General features: G+C 75.2%; 11 protein-coding genes. 6 read left to right on the top strand and 5 right to left on the bottom strand.

The features are described 5' to 3' along the window. Nucleotides 1-19 precede the first annotated feature (19 nt). On the bottom strand, nucleotides 20-4,450 hold the full coding sequence (gene hrpA / locus F593_RS30885; protein ID WP_022929443.1) for an ATP-dependent RNA helicase HrpA: 4,431 nt from the start codon (nucleotides 4,448-4,450) through the stop codon (nucleotides 20-22). Nucleotides 4,451-4,575: 125 nt separating this feature from the next. Here hrpA and F593_RS25435 point away from each other — a divergent pair, with 125 nt between their 5' ends. Both F593_RS25435 and F593_RS0114335 read left to right on the top strand, forming a co-directional pair. After that, the gene (locus F593_RS25435; protein WP_022929442.1) at nucleotides 4,576-5,541 is read left to right on the top strand and encodes an MYG1 family protein; all 966 of its coding nucleotides are present in this window, start codon (nucleotides 4,576-4,578) and stop codon (nucleotides 5,539-5,541) included. Then, on the top strand, nucleotides 5,538-6,383 hold the full coding sequence (locus tag F593_RS0114335) for an NAD(P)H-binding protein (protein WP_022929441.1): 846 nt from the start codon (nucleotides 5,538-5,540) through the stop codon (nucleotides 6,381-6,383). Before F593_RS25435 ends, F593_RS0114335 begins: the two co-directional genes overlap by 4 nt. A 109-nt stretch (nucleotides 6,384-6,492) precedes the next feature. On the opposite strand, the gene F593_RS25430 is transcribed toward F593_RS0114335, so the two are convergent. Then, the gene (locus F593_RS25430) at nucleotides 6,493-7,485 is read right to left on the bottom strand and encodes a fatty acid desaturase (RefSeq protein ID WP_084630060.1); all 993 of its coding nucleotides are present in this window, start codon (nucleotides 7,483-7,485) and stop codon (nucleotides 6,493-6,495) included. A 75-nt stretch (nucleotides 7,486-7,560) separates the two neighbouring features. Further along, on the bottom strand, nucleotides 7,561-10,920 hold the full coding sequence (locus F593_RS0114325) for an EAL domain-containing protein (RefSeq protein ID WP_169449199.1): 3,360 nt from the start codon (nucleotides 10,918-10,920) through the stop codon (nucleotides 7,561-7,563). Between the two features lie 286 nt (nucleotides 10,921-11,206). On the opposite strand from F593_RS0114325, the gene F593_RS0114320 reads away from it, so the two are divergent. Together F593_RS0114320 and F593_RS0114315 are read left to right on the top strand one after the other, a co-directional pair. After that, nucleotides 11,207-12,145: a VOC family protein gene (locus tag F593_RS0114320; RefSeq protein ID WP_022929439.1), complete on the top strand. Its 939-nt coding sequence runs from the start codon at nucleotides 11,207-11,209 to the stop codon at nucleotides 12,143-12,145. A 135-nt stretch (nucleotides 12,146-12,280) separates the two neighbouring features. After that, entirely contained in the window at nucleotides 12,281-12,868 is a 588-nt protein-coding gene (locus F593_RS0114315) for a hypothetical protein (RefSeq protein WP_022929438.1), read from the top strand. On the opposite strand, the gene F593_RS0114310 is transcribed toward F593_RS0114315, so the two are convergent. Then, nucleotides 12,852-13,589 (bottom strand): hypothetical protein, encoded by a 738-nt coding sequence (locus F593_RS0114310; RefSeq protein WP_022929437.1) that lies wholly within the window; start codon nucleotides 13,587-13,589, stop codon nucleotides 12,852-12,854. The genes F593_RS0114315 and F593_RS0114310 overlap by 17 nt on opposite strands. A 242-nt stretch (nucleotides 13,590-13,831) precedes the next feature. Further along, nucleotides 13,832-14,569 (bottom strand): SDR family oxidoreductase, encoded by a 738-nt coding sequence (locus F593_RS0114305; RefSeq protein ID WP_022929436.1) that lies wholly within the window; start codon nucleotides 14,567-14,569, stop codon nucleotides 13,832-13,834. Nucleotides 14,570-14,684: 115 nt separating this feature from the next. On the opposite strand from F593_RS0114305, the gene F593_RS0114300 reads away from it, so the two are divergent. Together F593_RS0114300 and F593_RS0114295 are read left to right on the top strand one after the other, a co-directional pair. Further along, nucleotides 14,685-15,656 carry an AraC family transcriptional regulator gene (locus tag F593_RS0114300; RefSeq protein WP_022929435.1) on the top strand — a complete coding sequence of 324 codons (972 nt, stop codon included), beginning with the start codon at nucleotides 14,685-14,687 and terminating at the stop codon, nucleotides 15,654-15,656. A gap of 46 nt (nucleotides 15,657-15,702) precedes the next feature. Further along, entirely contained in the window at nucleotides 15,703-17,178 is a 1,476-nt protein-coding gene (locus F593_RS0114295; RefSeq protein WP_022929434.1) for a protein adenylyltransferase SelO, read from the top strand. Nucleotides 17,179-17,185: the final 7 nt, after the last annotated feature.

Genomic DNA, 17,185 nt, shown 5'->3' with positions numbered 1-17,185 from the left:
ACCGTGCGGCGCGCGAGTCCTAGGCCGGGACGGGGGTCTCGTCGAGCACGCGGCGGATGCGCTTGCTCGAGACGGGCTTGGCGACGTCGTTCGGCCGCGTCGGGTCGCGGACGGCCTTGGCGCCCTGGCCGCCGGCGAACTGGACGACGCGCAGCTCCTCGATGAGCCAGGGGACCTCGCGCAGCGCGAGCGGGAGCGGCCGCCCCTGCGGCCACGCCTCGACGCGGCGGCGGTAAGCGCCTTCGAGCTCGTGGATGGCGTGCATGCGGTCCGTGTCCGTCGCCCGGGCGTCGGGAAGGCGGTCGAGCCGGGCGACGGCGGCCTGCAGGTAGCGGACGACGTCGGGCAGCCGGCGGGCACCGGCCTCGGTCACGAACCCCGGGTGCACGAGCCGCCCGACCTGGGCGGTGACGTCGCGCTGGGCGGCCTCGAACGCCGGGTGCGGCGGGGCCAGCGCGAAGCGCTCCAGCCGGGAGCGCAGCTGTCGCTCCGCGTCGAGGACGCGGACGACCTGGGCCAGCACCTTCTTGGCGGCGGCCGGCAGTCGCTCGGCCACGGACGCCTGCAGCGCCCGGAACCCCGCCTCGTCCCACGCCGGCCCGCCGGCCGCGCCGACGAGCACGTCGACCGTCGCCGCCAGCGTGTCCGCGACGACGCGGTCGACGGAGCCGTGGGGGGCGGTCGCGAGCGTGAGCTGCGCCGCGGTCGGCAGGCCGCTCACGACCTTGCGGGCGGGGGAGGGCACGGTCAGGAGCAGCAGGCGGCGCGTGCCGAGCACCATCTGCTGCGCCTGGACGTCGGGGGCGTCGAACGCGCGCACGCCGACGGCCTTCCCCTCGTCGACGAGGGCGGGGAAGACCCGCACGCCGTGCTCGCCGCCGCCGGGCAACCCGATCTCGCGGGGGAGCGTCCCGATCGTCCAGTCCGTCAGGCCGTGGCGCTCGAGGTCGGGGGTGGCGTCCTCGAGACGCTTGCGCAGCACGGGGCGCAGCTCCGCGCGCAGGGCCGCGAGGTCGTGCCCGCTGGCGAGCACCGCGCCACCCTCGTCCTCGACCGAGAACGTCATACGCAGGTGGGCGGGCAGCGCGTCGAGCTTGAGCAGCGCGGGGCTGACCTGCACGCCGGGGAGCTCGTTGAGCTCGCGGGCCAGGGCCACGGGCAGCGGGGCGCTGCGCGGCACGATCCGCTCCATGATGCGGTCGACCGTGTCGGGGATCGGCACGAGCTCGCGGCGGACGTCCTTCGGCAGCGCCCGGATCAGCGCCTCGATCAGCTCGCGGCGCAGGCCCGGGACGAGCCACTCGAAGCCGACGGCCTTGACCTGCGGGAGCAGGTCGAGCGGGACGTGGACCGTGACGCCGTCGTGCTCGGTGCCCGGGTCGAAGGCGTACGTGAGGGAGAGGACGTGCTCCCCCTGCTTCCACGCCTCGGGCCGCAGCTTGAGGTCCTCGCCGACGCCGACGCTGAGCTGGCTGCGCTCGTCGATCAGCAGGTCGCGGGTGAAGCTCAGGAGCTCGGGGGTCTGGCGCTTCTGGTCGCGCCACCAGCGGTCGAAGTGGGCACCGGAGACGACGCCCTCGGGGATCCGCTCGTCGTAGAAGGCGAAGAGGACCTCGTCGTCGACGAGCAGGTCGCGCCGGCGGGCGCGCTCCTCCATCGCCCGGACCTCCTCGATCAGCGCCGCGTTCTGCTCGAGGACCTGCTGGCCGCCGGCCTTCCCGCCGTGCCACTCGCCCTCGACGAGCGCCTGGCGGATGAAGATCTCGCGCGAGAGGACGGGGTCGATCGCCCCGTACTGCACGGGGCGACCGGCGACGACGGGCAGGCCGTAGAGCGTGGCGCGCTCGTCGGCGACGACGGACGCCCGCTTCTTCGACCAGCGCGGCTCGGCGTAGGTGTGGCGGAGCAGGTGGCCGGCGAGCGGCTCGATCATCTCCGGCTCGATGCGCGCGGCCGTGCGGCCCCACAACCGCGAGGTCTCGACGAGCTCGGCGACCATCACCCACGTCGGCGGCTTCTTCGCCAGCGCCGAGCCGGGGAAGACCTGGAACCGCGCGCCACGGGCGCCCAGGAACTCCGCCCGGGCGGGGCGGCCCTTCGGCTTGATCGGCCGGCCCTTCTGGTCCGTCTTGACGTTCGTCTCGTCCTTCAGTCCGACGTGCGAGAGCAGGCCGGCCAGCAGTGCGGTGTGGATGTCGCGCTCGCTCGCCTCACGCAGCCGCTCGGCCTCGCGCTCCGCGGCGCGCAAGCGGGCGACGCCCGCCCCACCGGCGCGGTCGACGGGGCGCAGCTGGGCGTCGCTCGGGAGCGCCGACCCGCCGTCGGCCGTGGTCGAAGCGGACGCGGACGGCGCCGAGGCGGCCTGGGCGTCGCGGCCCCGGCCGCGCCCGCGGCGGCGCGGATTGCGGGCGCCGTCGGCGTTGGCGGGGCGGGCGTCGTCGCCGTCGTCCTTGGCCGGCCGCCCGGCGCCACCACGCCGGTCGCCCGTGGGCGCGTCGGCCTCGAGCGGACCGTCCGACCCGAGCTGGGGGGTCAGGCCGGCGTGCCGGCCGCCGCCGCGGGGCACGGTGATGCCCGTGCCCTTGGCGGCCTGGCGCAGCTGGGCGACGAGGTCCTGCCACTCGCGGATCCGCAGGTAGTGGAGGAACTCCTGCTTGCAGCGCTTGCGGAACTGGCTGCCGGAGAGGTCGCGCTGGAGCTCCTGGAGGTACTCCCACAGGCTGAGGAGGCCCAGGAAGTCGGAGCCCTCGACCTTGAACCGCGCGTGGGACTGCTGCGCGGCCTCCTGCTTGTCCTGCGGGCGCTCGCGCGGGTCCTGGATGGAGAGCGCGGCGGCGATGACGACGACGTGCTCCGTGCAGCCCAGGCGGTCGGCCTCGAGCACCATCCGGCCCAGGCGCGGGTCGATCGGGAGCGCGGCGAGCGTCCGGCCCGTCGGGGTCAGGCGCTTCTTCGGGTCCTCCTCGTCCTGCTTGAGCGCGCCGAGCTCCTCGAGCAGCTGCACGCCGTCACGGATCTGCGGGCGGTCCGGCGGCTCGAGGAACGGGAAGTCCTGGATCTCGCCGAGGCCGAGCGCGGCCATCTGCAGGATCACCGAGGCGAGGTTCGTCCGCAGGATCTCGGGGTCCGTGAACTCCGGGCGCGCCTCGAAGTCCTCCTCGGAGAAGAGGCGGATGCAGATGCCGTCCGAGGTGCGGCCGCAGCGGCCCTTGCGCTGGTTGGCCGACGCCTGCGAGACCGGCTCGATCGGCAGGCGCTGGACCTTCAGGCGCGAGGAGTAGCGGCTGATCCGGGCCTGACCGGGGTCGACCACGTACTTGATGCCGGGGACCGTGAGCGACGTCTCGGCGACGTTCGTGGCGAGCACGACGCGCCGGCGGCCCGACGGCGCCCGGCGGAACACGCGCTGCTGCTCCTCCGACGAGAGCCGGGCGTAGAGCGGGAGCACCTCGACCGTGTCCCGGTGGCCCCCGTTGCGGTCGCCACCGAAGCGGCCGCGCAGGGCCTCGGCGGTGTCGCGGATCTCGCGCTCGCCCGAGAGGAAGACGAGGACGTCGCCCGGGTCCTCGCGGCCGAGCTCCTCGACGGCGTCGCCGATCGCGTCGATCTGGTCGCGGTCGGCGTCGCCGTCGTCCGGGTCGTTGACGGGGCGGTAGCGGACCTCGACGGGGTAGGTGCGGCCCGAGACCTCGACGATCGGGGCGCCGTCGAAGTGCTCCGCGAAGCGCTCCGGATCGATCGTCGCCGAGGTGATGATCACCTTGAGGTCGGGCCGCTGCGGGAGCAGCTGCTTGATCACACCGAGCAGGAAGTCGATGTTCAGCGACCGCTCGTGCGCCTCGTCGATGATGATCGTGTCGTAGCGGCGCAGCAGCCGGTCGCGCTGGATCTCGGCCAGCAGCAGGCCGTCCGTCATCAGGCGGACGAGGGTGTCCTCGCCCGAGTGGTCGTTGAAGCGGACGGAGTAGCCGACGGCGCCGCCGATCGGCGTGTGCAATTCCTCGGCGATGCGCTCCGCGACGGTGCGCGCGGCGATCCGGCGCGGCTGGGTGTGGGCGATCTGCCCCCGGACCCCGCGCCCGAGCTCGAGGCACATCTTCGGGATCTGGGTCGTCTTGCCCGACCCCGTCTCGCCGGCCACGACGACGACCTGGTTGTCCCGGATCGCCTCGAGCAGGTCGTCCCGCCGCTGCGAGACCGGGAGGTCCTCGGGGTAGGTGATCTCGGGGATCGCCTCGCGGCGGGCGGCGATCGTCGCCTCGGCGCGGTCGATCTCGGCGACGAGCTTGGCGAGGTCGCGGCCGCGGGCCTGAGGGTCCTTCGTGTGACGCAGGCGGTCGACCTTGCGGGCGAGGCGGTGCTCGTCCCGGAGTCGGAGCTCGCGCAGGCGGGCGCGCAGGTCGCCGGTGGTCTCCGCGCCCGAGGGCGTGGCTGCAGGCGACTCGGACATCACCCTCCAGGATAGGTCGGCGGGACCACCACCCGCGTCGCCGCGGGGGTTGCGGGTCGCGGACCGGTCGCTGGAGCCGGTCGTCGGTCGGACGCCGGGGCGGGAGCGCCCGGTACCTTGGGGTCGTGACCGACGCCGCTCCCGCCGCCCCCGACCCCGCCCCGCTGCGCGTCGGGACCCACTCCGGCTCGTTCCACGCCGACGAGGTCTTCGCCCTGGCGACCCTGCGCCTGGCCCGCGGCCCGCTCGAGATCGTGCGCTCACGCGACGCCGAGGTGCTCAAGGGCTGCGCGCTGCGCATCGACGTCGGCCGGCACTACGACCCGGCGTCGGGCGACTTCGACCACCACCAGGGGGACGTCGGGGAGCGGCCCAGCGGCATCCGCTTCGCGTCCTTCGGGCTGGTCTGGAAGGAGCACGGCGAGGAGCTGGGCGGCTCGCCCGAGATCGCCGCGGCGATCGACGGGCGCATCGTCGCGCCGATCGACGCCGGCGACAACGGGCAGGAGCTCTACGAGCCGCTCGTCGAGGGCGTCACGCCCTACGCCGTCTCCGGCGTGATCGCCGCGATGAACCCCCCGTGGGACGCCGAGGACGGCGCCCGGGCCGAGCGCGCGGCGTTCGACGAGGCCGTCGACCTGGCCGAGGGCATGATCCGCCGCGAGCTGCAGAAGGAGCAGGCCCGCGCCCGCGCCGCCGACCTCGTCCGCGGCGCGCTGGAGGCCGCGGAGGACCCGCGGGTGCTCGTCCTGGACCGCGGCATGCCGTGGCGCGGCATCGTCATCGACGAGGCGCCCGAGGTGCTGTTCGTCGTCTCGCCCCGCACCCGCGACTGGAGCATCCAGGCGGTCCCCGCCGCCGCCCACGGGTTCGCGAACCGCCGCTCGCTGCCCGCTGCGTGGGCGGGACTCGAGGGCGCGCCGCTGCAGGAGGTCACGGGCGTGCCCGACGCCGTCTTCTGCCACGGCGCGCGGTTCATGGCCGTGGCCGGCAGCCGCGAGGGCGTGCTCGAGCTGGCCCGCCAGGCGCTGGCCGACGGCGAGCCCGCGACGGCCGACGCCGCGGCCGCGGGGGACGGAGCGCCGGCATGAGCGCCGCGGGCCCGATCGCGGTCACCGGGGCGACGGGCTACGTCGGCTCGCGCGTGGCCCGGCGGCTGGCCGACGCCGGCGTGCCGCAGCGGCTGCTCGTCCGCGACGCCGCCCGCGCCCCACAGCTCGACGGCGCCGAGGTCGTGACGATCCCGGATCTCGCCGCCGAGGACGCGGTGCGGGACGCCCTCCGGGGCGCGTCGACGCTCTTCCTCGTGCCCGCCCACGAGGCGCCCGACCGCGTGGACGGGCACGCCGCCACGATCCGGGCGGCCGTCGCGGCCGGGGTGGGGCGGATCGTCTACCTCTCCTTCGTCGGCGCCCGCGAGGACGCGACGTTCACGCTCGTGCGCGACCACTGGGCGACGGAGGAGCTCGTGCGCCGCGCCGGGCTCGCGTGGACCTTCGTGCGGATGAACCTCTACACCGACTTCCTGACCGCCATGGCGGGGCAGGACGGCGTGCTCCGCGGCCCCGCCGGGCACGGCCGGTTCACCCCGGTCGTCCGCGACGACGTCGCCGCGGCCTGCGCGGCCGTCCTCACGGGCTCCGGGCACGACGGCCGCGCGTACGACATCGTCGGCCCCGAGCGGCTGACGATGGACGACGTCGCCGCGACGATCGCCCGCGTGACGGGTCGCTCCGTCGTCTTCCAGGACGAGACGGACGAGGAGGCGCGCGCCTCCCGCGCCCACTATGGCGCCCCGGAATGGGAGCTCCGGGCCTGGATCAGCACGTACGTCGCGATCCGCGACGGCAGCCTGGACCTCGCCTCGCCCGACTTCGCGACCCTGGTGGGCCGGCCGGCGACGAGCCTCGCCGAGCACCTCGCCGCGGACTGAGTCCGCGACGACACCCGCGCCCGCGCCCCACCCTCGGGTAGGCGCACGACCGAGGCGCGGGACCGCGAGGTGCTGGGCCCCCGTCGACCGGGCCCCACGGCGGCCGGCCTCAGCCGTGGTGGTGGTCCAGCGCCCGCAGCCGCCGCTGCTCCTCGGCGGTGACGGGCCGGCCCAGGGGCGAGGCCAGCGCCGGGTCCTGGTCGAGGTAGGCGTCCTCGCGACCCCGCCAGACGGCGATGTAGCGGTAGAACGGGATCACCGGGTGCAGGTGATGGACCAGGTGGTAGTTCTGGTAGAGCATCAGCGGCGTCAGCAGCCGCTCGCGGCCGACGATGTTGCGGGTCGCCCGGAAGCGGTTGGTCTTCGGCGTGTCGTGGAGCCCGTGGTGCGGCACCCAGTCGAACGACCACGCCAGCAGGAACACCGCGATCCGCCCCGGCAGCAGGTAGAGCACGAGTACCTCGAAGCCGAACCCGAGCGCCGTCAGGGCGACGAGGGCGCCGACGACGAGCACGAACGAGATCAGCGTCTCGCGCTTCTCGCTCCGCGGCCGCGCCGACGCCTTCGGCAGGTAGAAGGCGACGTAGCGCAGGTCGACGGTCAGCCACCGAAGGGGCAGCGTCCACGCGGGGCCACCCTGGGTCCAGTGGTCGGGGTCCGAGCCGTCCTCGTGGTTCGTGAAGCGGTGGTGCTGCATGTGGATGAACCGGAAGACGCCGTGGCTGGCCAGCGGCGTGAAGAACGGCAGCGCGAGGCGTCCGAGCCAGCGGTTGATCCCCGGGCGCGCCGACGCCGCGGCGTGGCCGGCCTCGTGCGCGACGGTGAAGAGCGCGAACGCCGCGACGCCGTTGACGAGGGTCGACACCGGCCACGGCCAAGAGCCCGTCGCGCCCAGGGCGGTCGAGGCGGCGTAGACGGTGGCCGCGACGACGAACAGGCCGATCGTGGGCCACGGCAGCACGGGGATCGGCTCGTCCGGACGCGGGATGGTGCGGACCCGGTCGGCCGTCGCCGTCGCGGAGGGCGTCACGGGGCCCGAGGGCGTCACGGGCCCGGAGGGCGTCGCGGGGCCGGGGGCGGGCCGACTGGTGGTGCTTGACACGGTGTCAAATTAGACACCGTGACCCCCTCGTGTCAACCACGGCGCGGTGCAGGCGCCGGTGCGGCGCCGTGCCGCTCAGTCGCCCGAGCCGGGGGCGACCGGCGCGGTCCACGCCACGGGTCCCGGGCGGCCGAAGTGGAAGCCCTGCGCGTGGCGGACGCCGAGCTCGCACAGGCGCTGTGCGGTCTCCTCGTCCTCGACGCCCTCCGCGATGATGCCCAGGCCCATGTCGTCGGCGAACGCCAGGATCGCCTTGACGACGCTCTCGCTGGCGGGCTCGCTCATCAGGTCGCCTACGAACTGCCGGTCGATCTTGATGATGTCCGCGTCGATGTCCTTCATGCGGCCCAGGCCGTTGTAGCCCGTCCCGAAGTCGTCCAGCGCGACGTGGCAGCCCATCGCCCGCAGCTGCGCGATGAACCTCGCCGCGTTGCTGCAGTCGTCGATGAGGGCGGTCTCCGTCACCTCGACGGTCAGTCGGCTCGCGTCGGCGCCGGACTCCTCGATGCCCGCGCGCAGGATCTCGAGGATCGCCTCGTCGCCGATCGTGCGAGCCGACAGGTTGAAGTGCACGCGCATGCCCGCCGCGGCGCAGCGGATCGCCTGCCCCGTGACCCAGCGGTCGATGTCGACGATGGCTCCCAGCTCCTCCGCGGCGGGGAGGAAGTCGCCGGGCGGGATGAACCCGCCGTCGCCGTCGCGCAGGCGGATCAGCAGCTCGTGGTCGACCGTCTGGCCGGTGGCCGTGGCGACGATCGGCTGGGCGTGCAGGACGAAGCGGTCCTCGTCCAGCGCCTCCTGCAGGCGCGCCGCCCAGCGCAGGCCCTCGGCCTCGCGGCGGAGGCGCTCCTCACGGGCGCGGTGCTCCGTGACGTCGCGGAAGACGAGGACCCGGCTGCCCGTCGTGTCGAGCTGCGAGCCGTCGAGGCGGGCGGCGTCGGGCACGTCGAGCGAGGCGGCCGTCCACTCCACGTGCAGCGCCGTGCCGTCGCGCCGCCGGAAGACGTCGTCGGCCGCGCGCTCCTGCCCGAAGACGTCGGTGGCCAGCGGGTGCGGACGGTCGCCGTAGAGCGCGGAGGCGACCGGCATCCCGGCCAGGCCATCCCCGGCGCGGAGCATTTCGCGTGCCGCCGGGTTGGCGTAGGTCACCGTGCCCGCCGCGTCGAAGACGACGAGTCCGTCGGCGATGCTCTCCGTCACGGTGTGGAGGTAGTCGCGCGCCGCCTGGAGGTCGCGCTCGTAGGTCTCGCGCTCGCTCAAGTCGAACACGGTGCCGATGACGCCCGTGCGGTACCCGTCGGTGTCGCGCACCACGGCGCGCGTGATGAACGCCGGGAACGTGCGGCCGTCGGGGCGGAGGCCCGTCAGCTCGCCCTCCCACAGCTCGGGTGCGGCGACCGCGGCGTGCTCGTCGCGCGGGTCGACGCTCGAGGGGTCGACGAGGCCGAGGCTGTCGATGCGCCGACCGAGGACCTCGTCGCTGCTGAGGCCGTTGAGCTGCTCCGCGGCGTGGTTCCAGTAGGTGACGCGGTCGTCGAGGTCCGTGGCGTAGACCGGCATCGCCACGAAGTCCAGGAGCGTCGCCTGGAAGGCGCTCTGCTCCTCCGCGGTGCGGCGCGCCGTGATGTCCTCGTGGCTGACGATGACGCGTCCGCGCTCGTCGCCGCCGAAGCGGTTGGCGCGCAGCGTGTACCAGCGGTCGCCGTCCTCGAAGTGGCAGGGGTAGTCGACCTCGAAGTGGTCGCGCCGGCCGTCGGCGACGTCGCGCAGGGAGCGGGCGATCTCGATCCCGACCGGGTCGCCGGAGGCCTCGCACGCGCCGAGGTAGTCCGCGCCGACGCCGGTGTCGCGCGGCCGGCCGGCGCTCCTGCCGACGTGCCGGCGCCAGGCGGCGTTCGCGGCGACGATGCGGCCCGTGCCGTCGAGGATCGCGATCTGCTTGCGCAGGCCGTCCAGGGCCGACTGCCAGAACGCCTTCGCGCTGCGCAGCCCCGCCTCGATCTCGGTGGGGTCGACGGACTCGCCCGTGCGGCGCAGCGCCGCGGCACGCCCGCGGGCGTCGCGGACGTCCATGAGCTCGTGGTTGTACGCCCACACGGCGTTGCGGCCGTGGAGCTTGGCCCAGTAGAGCGCGTCGTCCGCGCGGCGCTGCATCGCCTCGCGGTCGAAGCCCGGCTCCCACGCGCAGACGCCGATGGACACGGTGACGGGCGGCAGGCCGTCGTCCGCGGCCGCGACGGCGAGGTCGTCGCGCAGCCGCTGGGCGCGCTCCATGGCGCCGTGCGTGGCGTCCTCGTGCAGGACGAGCGCGAACTCGTCCCCGCCGATGCGGGCGGCCAGGTCGCCCTCGTCGCACGCCGCGGCGATCCGCCGGCCGACGGCCCGCAGAACGGCGTCGCCGGCGTCGTGGCCGTGGCCGTCGTTGACCGCCTTGAAGTGGTCGACGTCGATGAGCGCCAGGCACAGCGGTCCGCCCGTGCGCGCGGCGGCCTCGACATGGCGGTCGAGCTCGCCGTGCAGCGTGCGCAGGTTCGCCAGACCCGTGAGCGGGTCGTCCGCGGCTTGCCGGGCGAGCTCGGTCCGAGCGGCGGCGTTGTCGAGCGCGACCGCCACCAGATCGGCGAAGTCGCGCAGCAGCGGCTCGCAGGCAGCCGCGTCGGGGCGGCGCTCCTCCCAGGCCACCGCGAGGCAGCCCCATACGGCGCCGCCCAGGCGGATCGGTACGAGCACGGCGCTGCGCAGGCCCAGCTCGGCCAGTCGGCCGCCCGTCGCGTCGGCGACCGTGACGGTCTCGCCGTCGCGCACGAGTGCGATCTCCGTGCCGGGGCGGATCGGCACGCGGTCGCCGCGACCGGGGCGACCGCGGCCGGCGGGGACCGTCGAGGAGAGCACCTCGTAGTGGTCGCCGTCGAAGGCCACCAGCCACGAGCCCCATGCGTCCACGAGCTCCGCGCTGTCCTCGGCGACGAGGGAGAAGACGCTCTCGGGGCCACCGTTCGTGGCCACGACCGTGGCCGCCCGCTGGAGGGCGCGGTGGACGGCGGCGAGGTGGCCGGCACGGGCCTCGGCCTCCTTCAGGGCCGTGACGTCGTGGAAGAAGACGGCGGTCCCGGTGGGCTGCGGGACGGCCTGGACCGCGAACCAGGAGGCCAGCGGCGGGTAGTACGCGGTGAACGACACCCTCGTGCCCTCGTCGACGGAGCGCCGGTAGTGCTCCTCGAAGACGGAGCCGCGGGCGTCCGGGAAGGCGTCCCAGATGGCGCGGCCGGCGAGCTGCGCCGCGGAGAAGCCCGAGACCCGCTCGGCGGCGGCGTTCACGTAGAGCACGCGCGCCTCGTGGTCGAGGGCGAAGAACGGATCCGGGGCCGCGCCGAGCACCTGCTCGGCCGTCATGGCGAGGGGCGTGGGGGCGGGGTCTGCGTGTGGATCGGTCACGGTGTGCCTGGGGATCGGATACCCCGCTGGGGCGGCGGCATCCTGCCGGTGGACGGCCGACGAGTGTACGGCGGTCCGATGGCGCATTCCATCGGCCGATCGAACGATCGCCGCTCCTTCTTGTACGCCGCATACGCGCTGTCGGATGCGGGCCCCCGCCCGTGCATCGGCCGAAGGGGCGAAAACCTGAAGGACCGGCGTAGTTGCACGCGCAACCAAACGGCGCTACGCTCGTTGCACGGCCGGGGCACCACCGCCCCGGGCCACCTCCGCACGAAGGACCACCATGCAGCTCGAGGGCCTCCACCACGTCACGATGATCACCGGCCACGCCCAGCGGACCGTCGACTTCTACGCCGACGTCCTGGGCCTGCGGCTCGTCAAGACGACGGTCAACTTCGACCAGCCCGAGGCGTACCACCTGTACTTCGGCGACGAGGCCGGCAGCCCCGGATCGATCCTCACGTGGTTCGAGTTCCAGGGCGCCCGCCCGGGCCGCGCGGGCGCCGGCATGGTGCACCGCCTCGTCCTCGCCGTCGCCTCCGACGCCGCGATCGACTTCTGGGCCGGTCGGCTCGGCGACCACGGTGTCGCCAACACCCGCGAGGACGGCGGGCTCCGGTTCGCCGACCCCGACGGCCTGGACCTCGAGCTCGTCGTGCACGACATCGGCGCCGCCCTGAAGGCCGAGCACCCCGCCGTCCCCGCCCAGCACGCCATCACCGGCGTGCAGGGGGCCCGCGCCTACAGCGCCAACCCCGACGTCTCCGCCACGGTCGTCACCGCTCTGCTGGGCTTCGAGGCCGAGGCCGAGGGCCGCTTCGTCGCCCGCGGTCAGGAGCGCCACGTGCACTGGACGCTCGACCCCGCACCCGCAGAGCCCGGCGTCCCGGGCGCGGGCACCGTCCACCACATCGCGTGGGCGTCCCGCGACGAGGACCACGAGGGCTGGCGCGCGCTCCTGGCCGAGGCCGGCGCACACGTCACGCCGGTGATCGATCGCGACTACTTCGACGCGATCTACTTCCGCGAGCCCGGCGGCGTGCTGTTCGAGCTGGCGACCCTGGGGCCCGGCTTTGCGACGGACGAGGCGCCCGACCACCTCGGTGAGCAGCTGCGCCTGCCGACGCAGCACGAGGCGCTGCGCGACCAGCTCCGCGGCATCCTCGTGCCGGTGGTCAACCCGCGCACGGGCGAGCCGATCGGCTTCGACCCGCAGGGCTAGAGCGTCGGGGCCGGCCAACCCGCCCTGCGGGTGGACCGGGCCCTGACGACGTCCTGCGCGGCCCGGCCCGAGACGCACGGGCCGGGGCCCGCACGGTCTCCCGTTCGCCGGTGTGGGGGGTACGCTGGCGGGGCGATGTGTGCCCACCAGGTGGTCCGACCTCCCCTGCACGAGCCGTTCTTCCCGGAGGTGACGGCCCGCTCCACCCTCGACGACCGGGAACGCGCCACGGTCGAAGCGGTGCGCGGCCTGTTGGCCGGACTGGCCCCGTCGGCCGTCCGGCCGGAGCGCACGAAGGCGCTGCGGACGCCGACGGGCGCGGTGGAGCTGCGCATCCTCCACGCGTGCGACGACACGCGGCTGGCGCTCGAGCTCGAGGACGGTCAGGCGACGCTGAGCTGGATCGGCGGGCAGGTGCGCGCGCCGTGGGGACCGGACCTGGAGCGAGCGCTGGCGGCGCTGCTGATGGGCCGCAACGAGCTGACGATGCTGCTGCGCTTCGGCCAGGTGCACACGGTGGAGACGGTGGTGTGGGATGCGGACGGCGAGCGCCCGCGCCTGCTCCACCGCCGACTCGTCCACGGGGCCACCGCGGCGGCCTGCCGGCGCCTGCCGGGTGGTGCGGGGACGGAGCGGATGTCCGTCTCGTTCGACCGGCCCGAGGGGCTCGGCGCACCCGCGGCCGACGCGCCCGCGACGGCGGAACTCAGACCAGCGCGGTGACGCGCAGCAGCGGCCGGGCGGGGCGGCGGCTCTCGGCGACGGTGTCGGCGAGCACCCGGCAGGCCAGCATGCTGACCTCGAGGGCGCCCTGCAGGTCGATCGCGACGGCGGGGTCGCCGTCGGGCAGACCCAGCTCGTTGAGCAGGTGGTCGACGCGCCGGCGCTCGAGCCGCAGGCGCGCCTCCAGGGGGTCGACGCCGGAGGGCAGCTCGCCGAGCTCGACGACGTCCTCCATCAGGGCGATGGCGGCCAGTTCGTGCGCGCGCCAGGTCAGGTCGTCCAGCTCGAGGTCGGCGGTGCCGCGGGCACCGCGCGAGACGGCCAGGCGGCGGGCCCACTCGTCCGGGTTGTGCAGCGGGGCGGGCCAGGAGCGGCGGATGCGGCCGTCGGGCTCGCGGCGGATCGGGAAGGCCTCGGAGAGGCGGAAGGCGCGCTCGGCGTCGGCGTAGCGCTCGCGGACGACCGTGGCGTCCAGGTCCATGTCGGCGGCGATGGCCGCCCAGTCCCGACCGGCGACCCGGGCGCAGACGACGGCGGCCTCCAGGACCTCGCCGCCGGCGTTCGCGCCACCGATGGCGCCGACGACGGCGCCGAGGATGGCGGGGTCCGCCGGCAGACCCGGGCGGAGCGCCCGGGTGCGCGGGTCGCGGTCGGCCGCGACGGCGAGCCACAGGGCGGCGAGGTTGAGGGTGGTCCACCGGGGTCGGTCGTGCGTGCGCATGGTGCGGGCGGCTCCGGGAAGCGGATGCCCGATCGCATCCGGTTCCCTCGGCTCCTGTTCTGACTGTCGGCAGGCGGGGGAGCGGACGGGGTGCAGGACCGTGTCGGTCGCGTATCGGGGCGCCCAGGAGCGGCCGGGGTGGACGACTGTCCGGGTGGTCGGCGTGGCCGCGGCGCGGCGGCAGGCTGGGTCGGGCGTTCACCCGCGGGCCTGCGGCCGACGTCGCCGGGCTGCGCCTACGCCTACGCCTGCGCCGTCGGCCGGATCACCACCTCGCCGACGTCGACGCCCGCGGGCTGCTCGACGACGTAGGCCACCGCGCGGGCGACGGCGTCGGGCGGCATGGCGATGCGGTCGCGGTCGGCCAGCAGCCGCCTGCGGAGCTCCGGGTCCGCAGCTCCGGCGGCGAAGTCCGTGTCGACGAACCCGGGCGAGACGACGCTGACCCGCAGCGCGTCGCCCGCCTCCTGCCGCAGCCCCTCGGCGATGGCACGGACCGCCACCTTCGTCGCCGCGTACACGGCCATCGTCGGCACCACCCGGTGCGCCGCCGTCGACGCGACGGTGACGATCTGCCCGGAGCCCTGCGCGCGGAACCCCGGCAGGGCCGCGGCGATGCCGAACAGCACGCCCTTCACGTTGACGTCGACCATCGCCTCCCAGTCGTCGACCCGCAGGTCGTCGAGCCGCGAGATCGGTGCGATGCCCGCGTTGTTCACGAGCACGTCGAGTCGCCCGAACCGGTCCTGCGCGGCCGCGACGAGCTCCTCCAGGTCGGAACGACGGGTGACGTCGCAGACGACGTGGGTGGCCTCGCCGCCCGCCTCCTGGATGCGCGCGACGACCGCCTCGAGCTCGGGGGCGCGGCGGGCGCCCAGGACGACCCGCGCCCCGCGCTGCGCCAGCAGCAGCGCCGTCGCCTCTCCGATCCCGCCGCTGGCGCCCGTGATCGCCACGACCTTCCCTGCGATGTCCGACATGTGGTGCCCGTCTTCCGTGGTGGTGCGCCCCGAGCGGGGCGTGGCCCCACGGTAGGTCCCGGCCGGCGGAGGATCCATGACGCAGAGGCCGGCGTTCTTGCGTCATGCTCCGGGCGTGGATCCGTTGTCCGACGTCCTGGAGCTGCTCACCGTGGAGCGCGCCGTCTCGGCCCGGCTCGCAGCCGGGGGACGGTGGGCGCTGGCGTTCCCGGGCGTCGCGCACGTGAAGTTCGGGGCGGTGCACCGCGGGGAGTGCTGGCTGCGGCCCGCGCCGGGCGCATCCGAGCGCCACCTGCGCGCGGGCGACTGCTTCGTGCTCGTCACCGGCGCCGGCTACTCCGTGGCCGGCGCGCCGGGCCTCGAGCCCGTCGACGGGCGGCCCGCGTTCGAGGAGTCCGTCGACGGCACCGCCCGCGTCGGCACCGGCGACGAGGTCTTGCTGACCGGCGGACGGTTCGCCTTCGACGCCGCCAGCGCCCGGCTGCTGCTCGACGTGCTCCCGCCCCTGATCGTCGTGGGCGCCGACGAGGCCCGCGGGACGCCGCTGCGGGCGGCGCTCGACCTGCTCGGGCACGAGGCGGCCGCGTCCCGCCTGGGGGCCTCGCTCGTGACGGCGCGGCTGGGGGAGATCGTCTTCGTCGAGGCGCTGCGCGCGGCGCTCGACGCCGGAGACCACCAGCTCGGTGGCTGGCTCGCCGCCATGACCGACGGGCGAATCGGCCCCGCACTGACGCTCATGCACGCCGACCTCGCCCGCCGCTGGACCGTCCCCGAGCTCGCGGCCGCGGTACACCTCTCCCGGTCGACCTTCGCGGAGCGGTTCCGGGCGCTCGTGGGCGCGCCGCCGCTGGACCACCTGCTGCGGATGCGCATGCACGCCGCGGCGCGCGACCTGCGCCGCAGCGACGCCCCGGTCTCCGCGGTCGGCGCGGCGTGGGGCTACACGTCCGACGCGGCGTTCTCCAACGCGTTCAAGCGCGTCATGGGCGCCTCGCCCCGCGCGTGGCGGACCGCGGCCCGTGCCACCCCTGCGCCGGGGCCGGACGCGACGGACCTGCCGGCGCGCCGGCCGCATGTGGTGGCGTAGAGCCGCGACCGGCGAGCCGGAGCGCGGTCGGCGCTAGCCTCCGACCATGAGTACCGCAGCCCGTCCGCTGTTCGCGTTCGACGACACCTTCGTCCGGCAGCTCGAGGGCCTGTACCTGGCCTGGCAGGGTGCGCCGGCCCCCGACCCTCGCTTCCTCGTCCTCAACCGGGCCCTGGCCGGCGAGCTCGGACTCGACGCCGACGCGTTGGACACGCCCGAGGGCGCCGCGATCCTCGCCGGCGCGACGGTGCCGGAGGGCGCGACGCCGGTCGCCCAGGCCTACGCGGGCCACCAGTTCGGCGGCTACTCGCCGCGGCTCGGCGACGGCCGGGCGCTGCTGCTCGGCGAGCTCGTCGACCCGGACGGGCGGCGGCGCGACCTGCACCTGAAGGGCTCGGGCCGCACGCCCTTCGCCCGCGGCGGCGACGGCCGCGCGGCCGTCGGCCCGATGCTGCGCGAGTACGTCGTGAGCGAGGCGATGCACGCGCTCGAGATCCCGACGACGCGCTCGCTGGCGGTCGTCGCCACGGGCGAGGACGTGGTCCGCGAGACCATGCTGCCCGGCGCCGTCCTCGCCCGCGTGGCCGCCAGCCACCTGCGCGTCGGCACGTTCCAGTACGCCGCGCGGCTGGGCGACCCCGAGCTCGTGCGGCGCCTGGCGGACTACGCGATCGCCCGGCACCACCCGCACGCGGCGGGGGCGGAGAACCCCTACCTCGCGTTCTTCGCCTCGGTCGTCCGGGCGCAGGCCGAGCTCGTCGCCCGCTGGATGCTCGTCGGCTTCGTCCACGGCGTGATGAACACGGACAACGTGACGATCTCGGGCGAGACGATCGACTACGGCCCCTGCGCGTTCATGGACGCCTACGACCCGGCGACGGTCTTCAGCTCGATCGACCAGGCGGGGCGCTACGCGTTCGGCAACCAGCCGCCGATCATGCAGTGGAACCTCGCCCGCCTGGCCGAGGCGCTGGTCCCGCTGATCGACGCCGACCAGCAGGCGGCGGTGGCCGCGGCGACCGAGGTTCTGCGTTCCTTCCAGGCCCACTACGGCCAGGCGTGGGGGCGCGGCATGGCCGCGAAGCTCGGGTTCGTCCAGCCCTCCGACGACGACGAGCTCGCGAACGACCTGCTCGCCCTGATGCACCGCGGGCGCGTCGACCACACCGCCGCCTTCCGTGCCCTGGCGGACCTGCTGCGCGGGGACGACGCTCCGGCTCGGGCGCTGTTCGCCGACGGCGACGGGTTCGACGCGTGGGCGGAGCGCTGGCGGGCGTCGCTGGCGGCGCAGGACCGCGACCCGGCGCAGGCCGCGGAGGAGATGGACCGCGTGAACCCGGTCTACGTCCCGCGCAACCACCTCGTGGAGGAGGCGCTCGCGGCTGCGACCGCCGGCGACCTGGGCCCGTTCGAGGCCCTCGTCGCGGTGCTGCAGCGCCCGTTCGCGGTGCGGCCCGGCCTCGAGCGTTACGCGGAGGCGGGTCCGGAGGAGCCGGGGTACCGCACGTTCTGCGGGACCTGAGGGCGGG

The sequence above is a fragment of the Patulibacter americanus DSM 16676 genome (genome assembly GCF_000420025.1).
Lineage (GTDB): Bacteria > Actinomycetota > Thermoleophilia > Solirubrobacterales > Solirubrobacteraceae > Patulibacter > Patulibacter americanus.
This window is presented reverse-complemented; position numbering and strand designations above follow the sequence as displayed.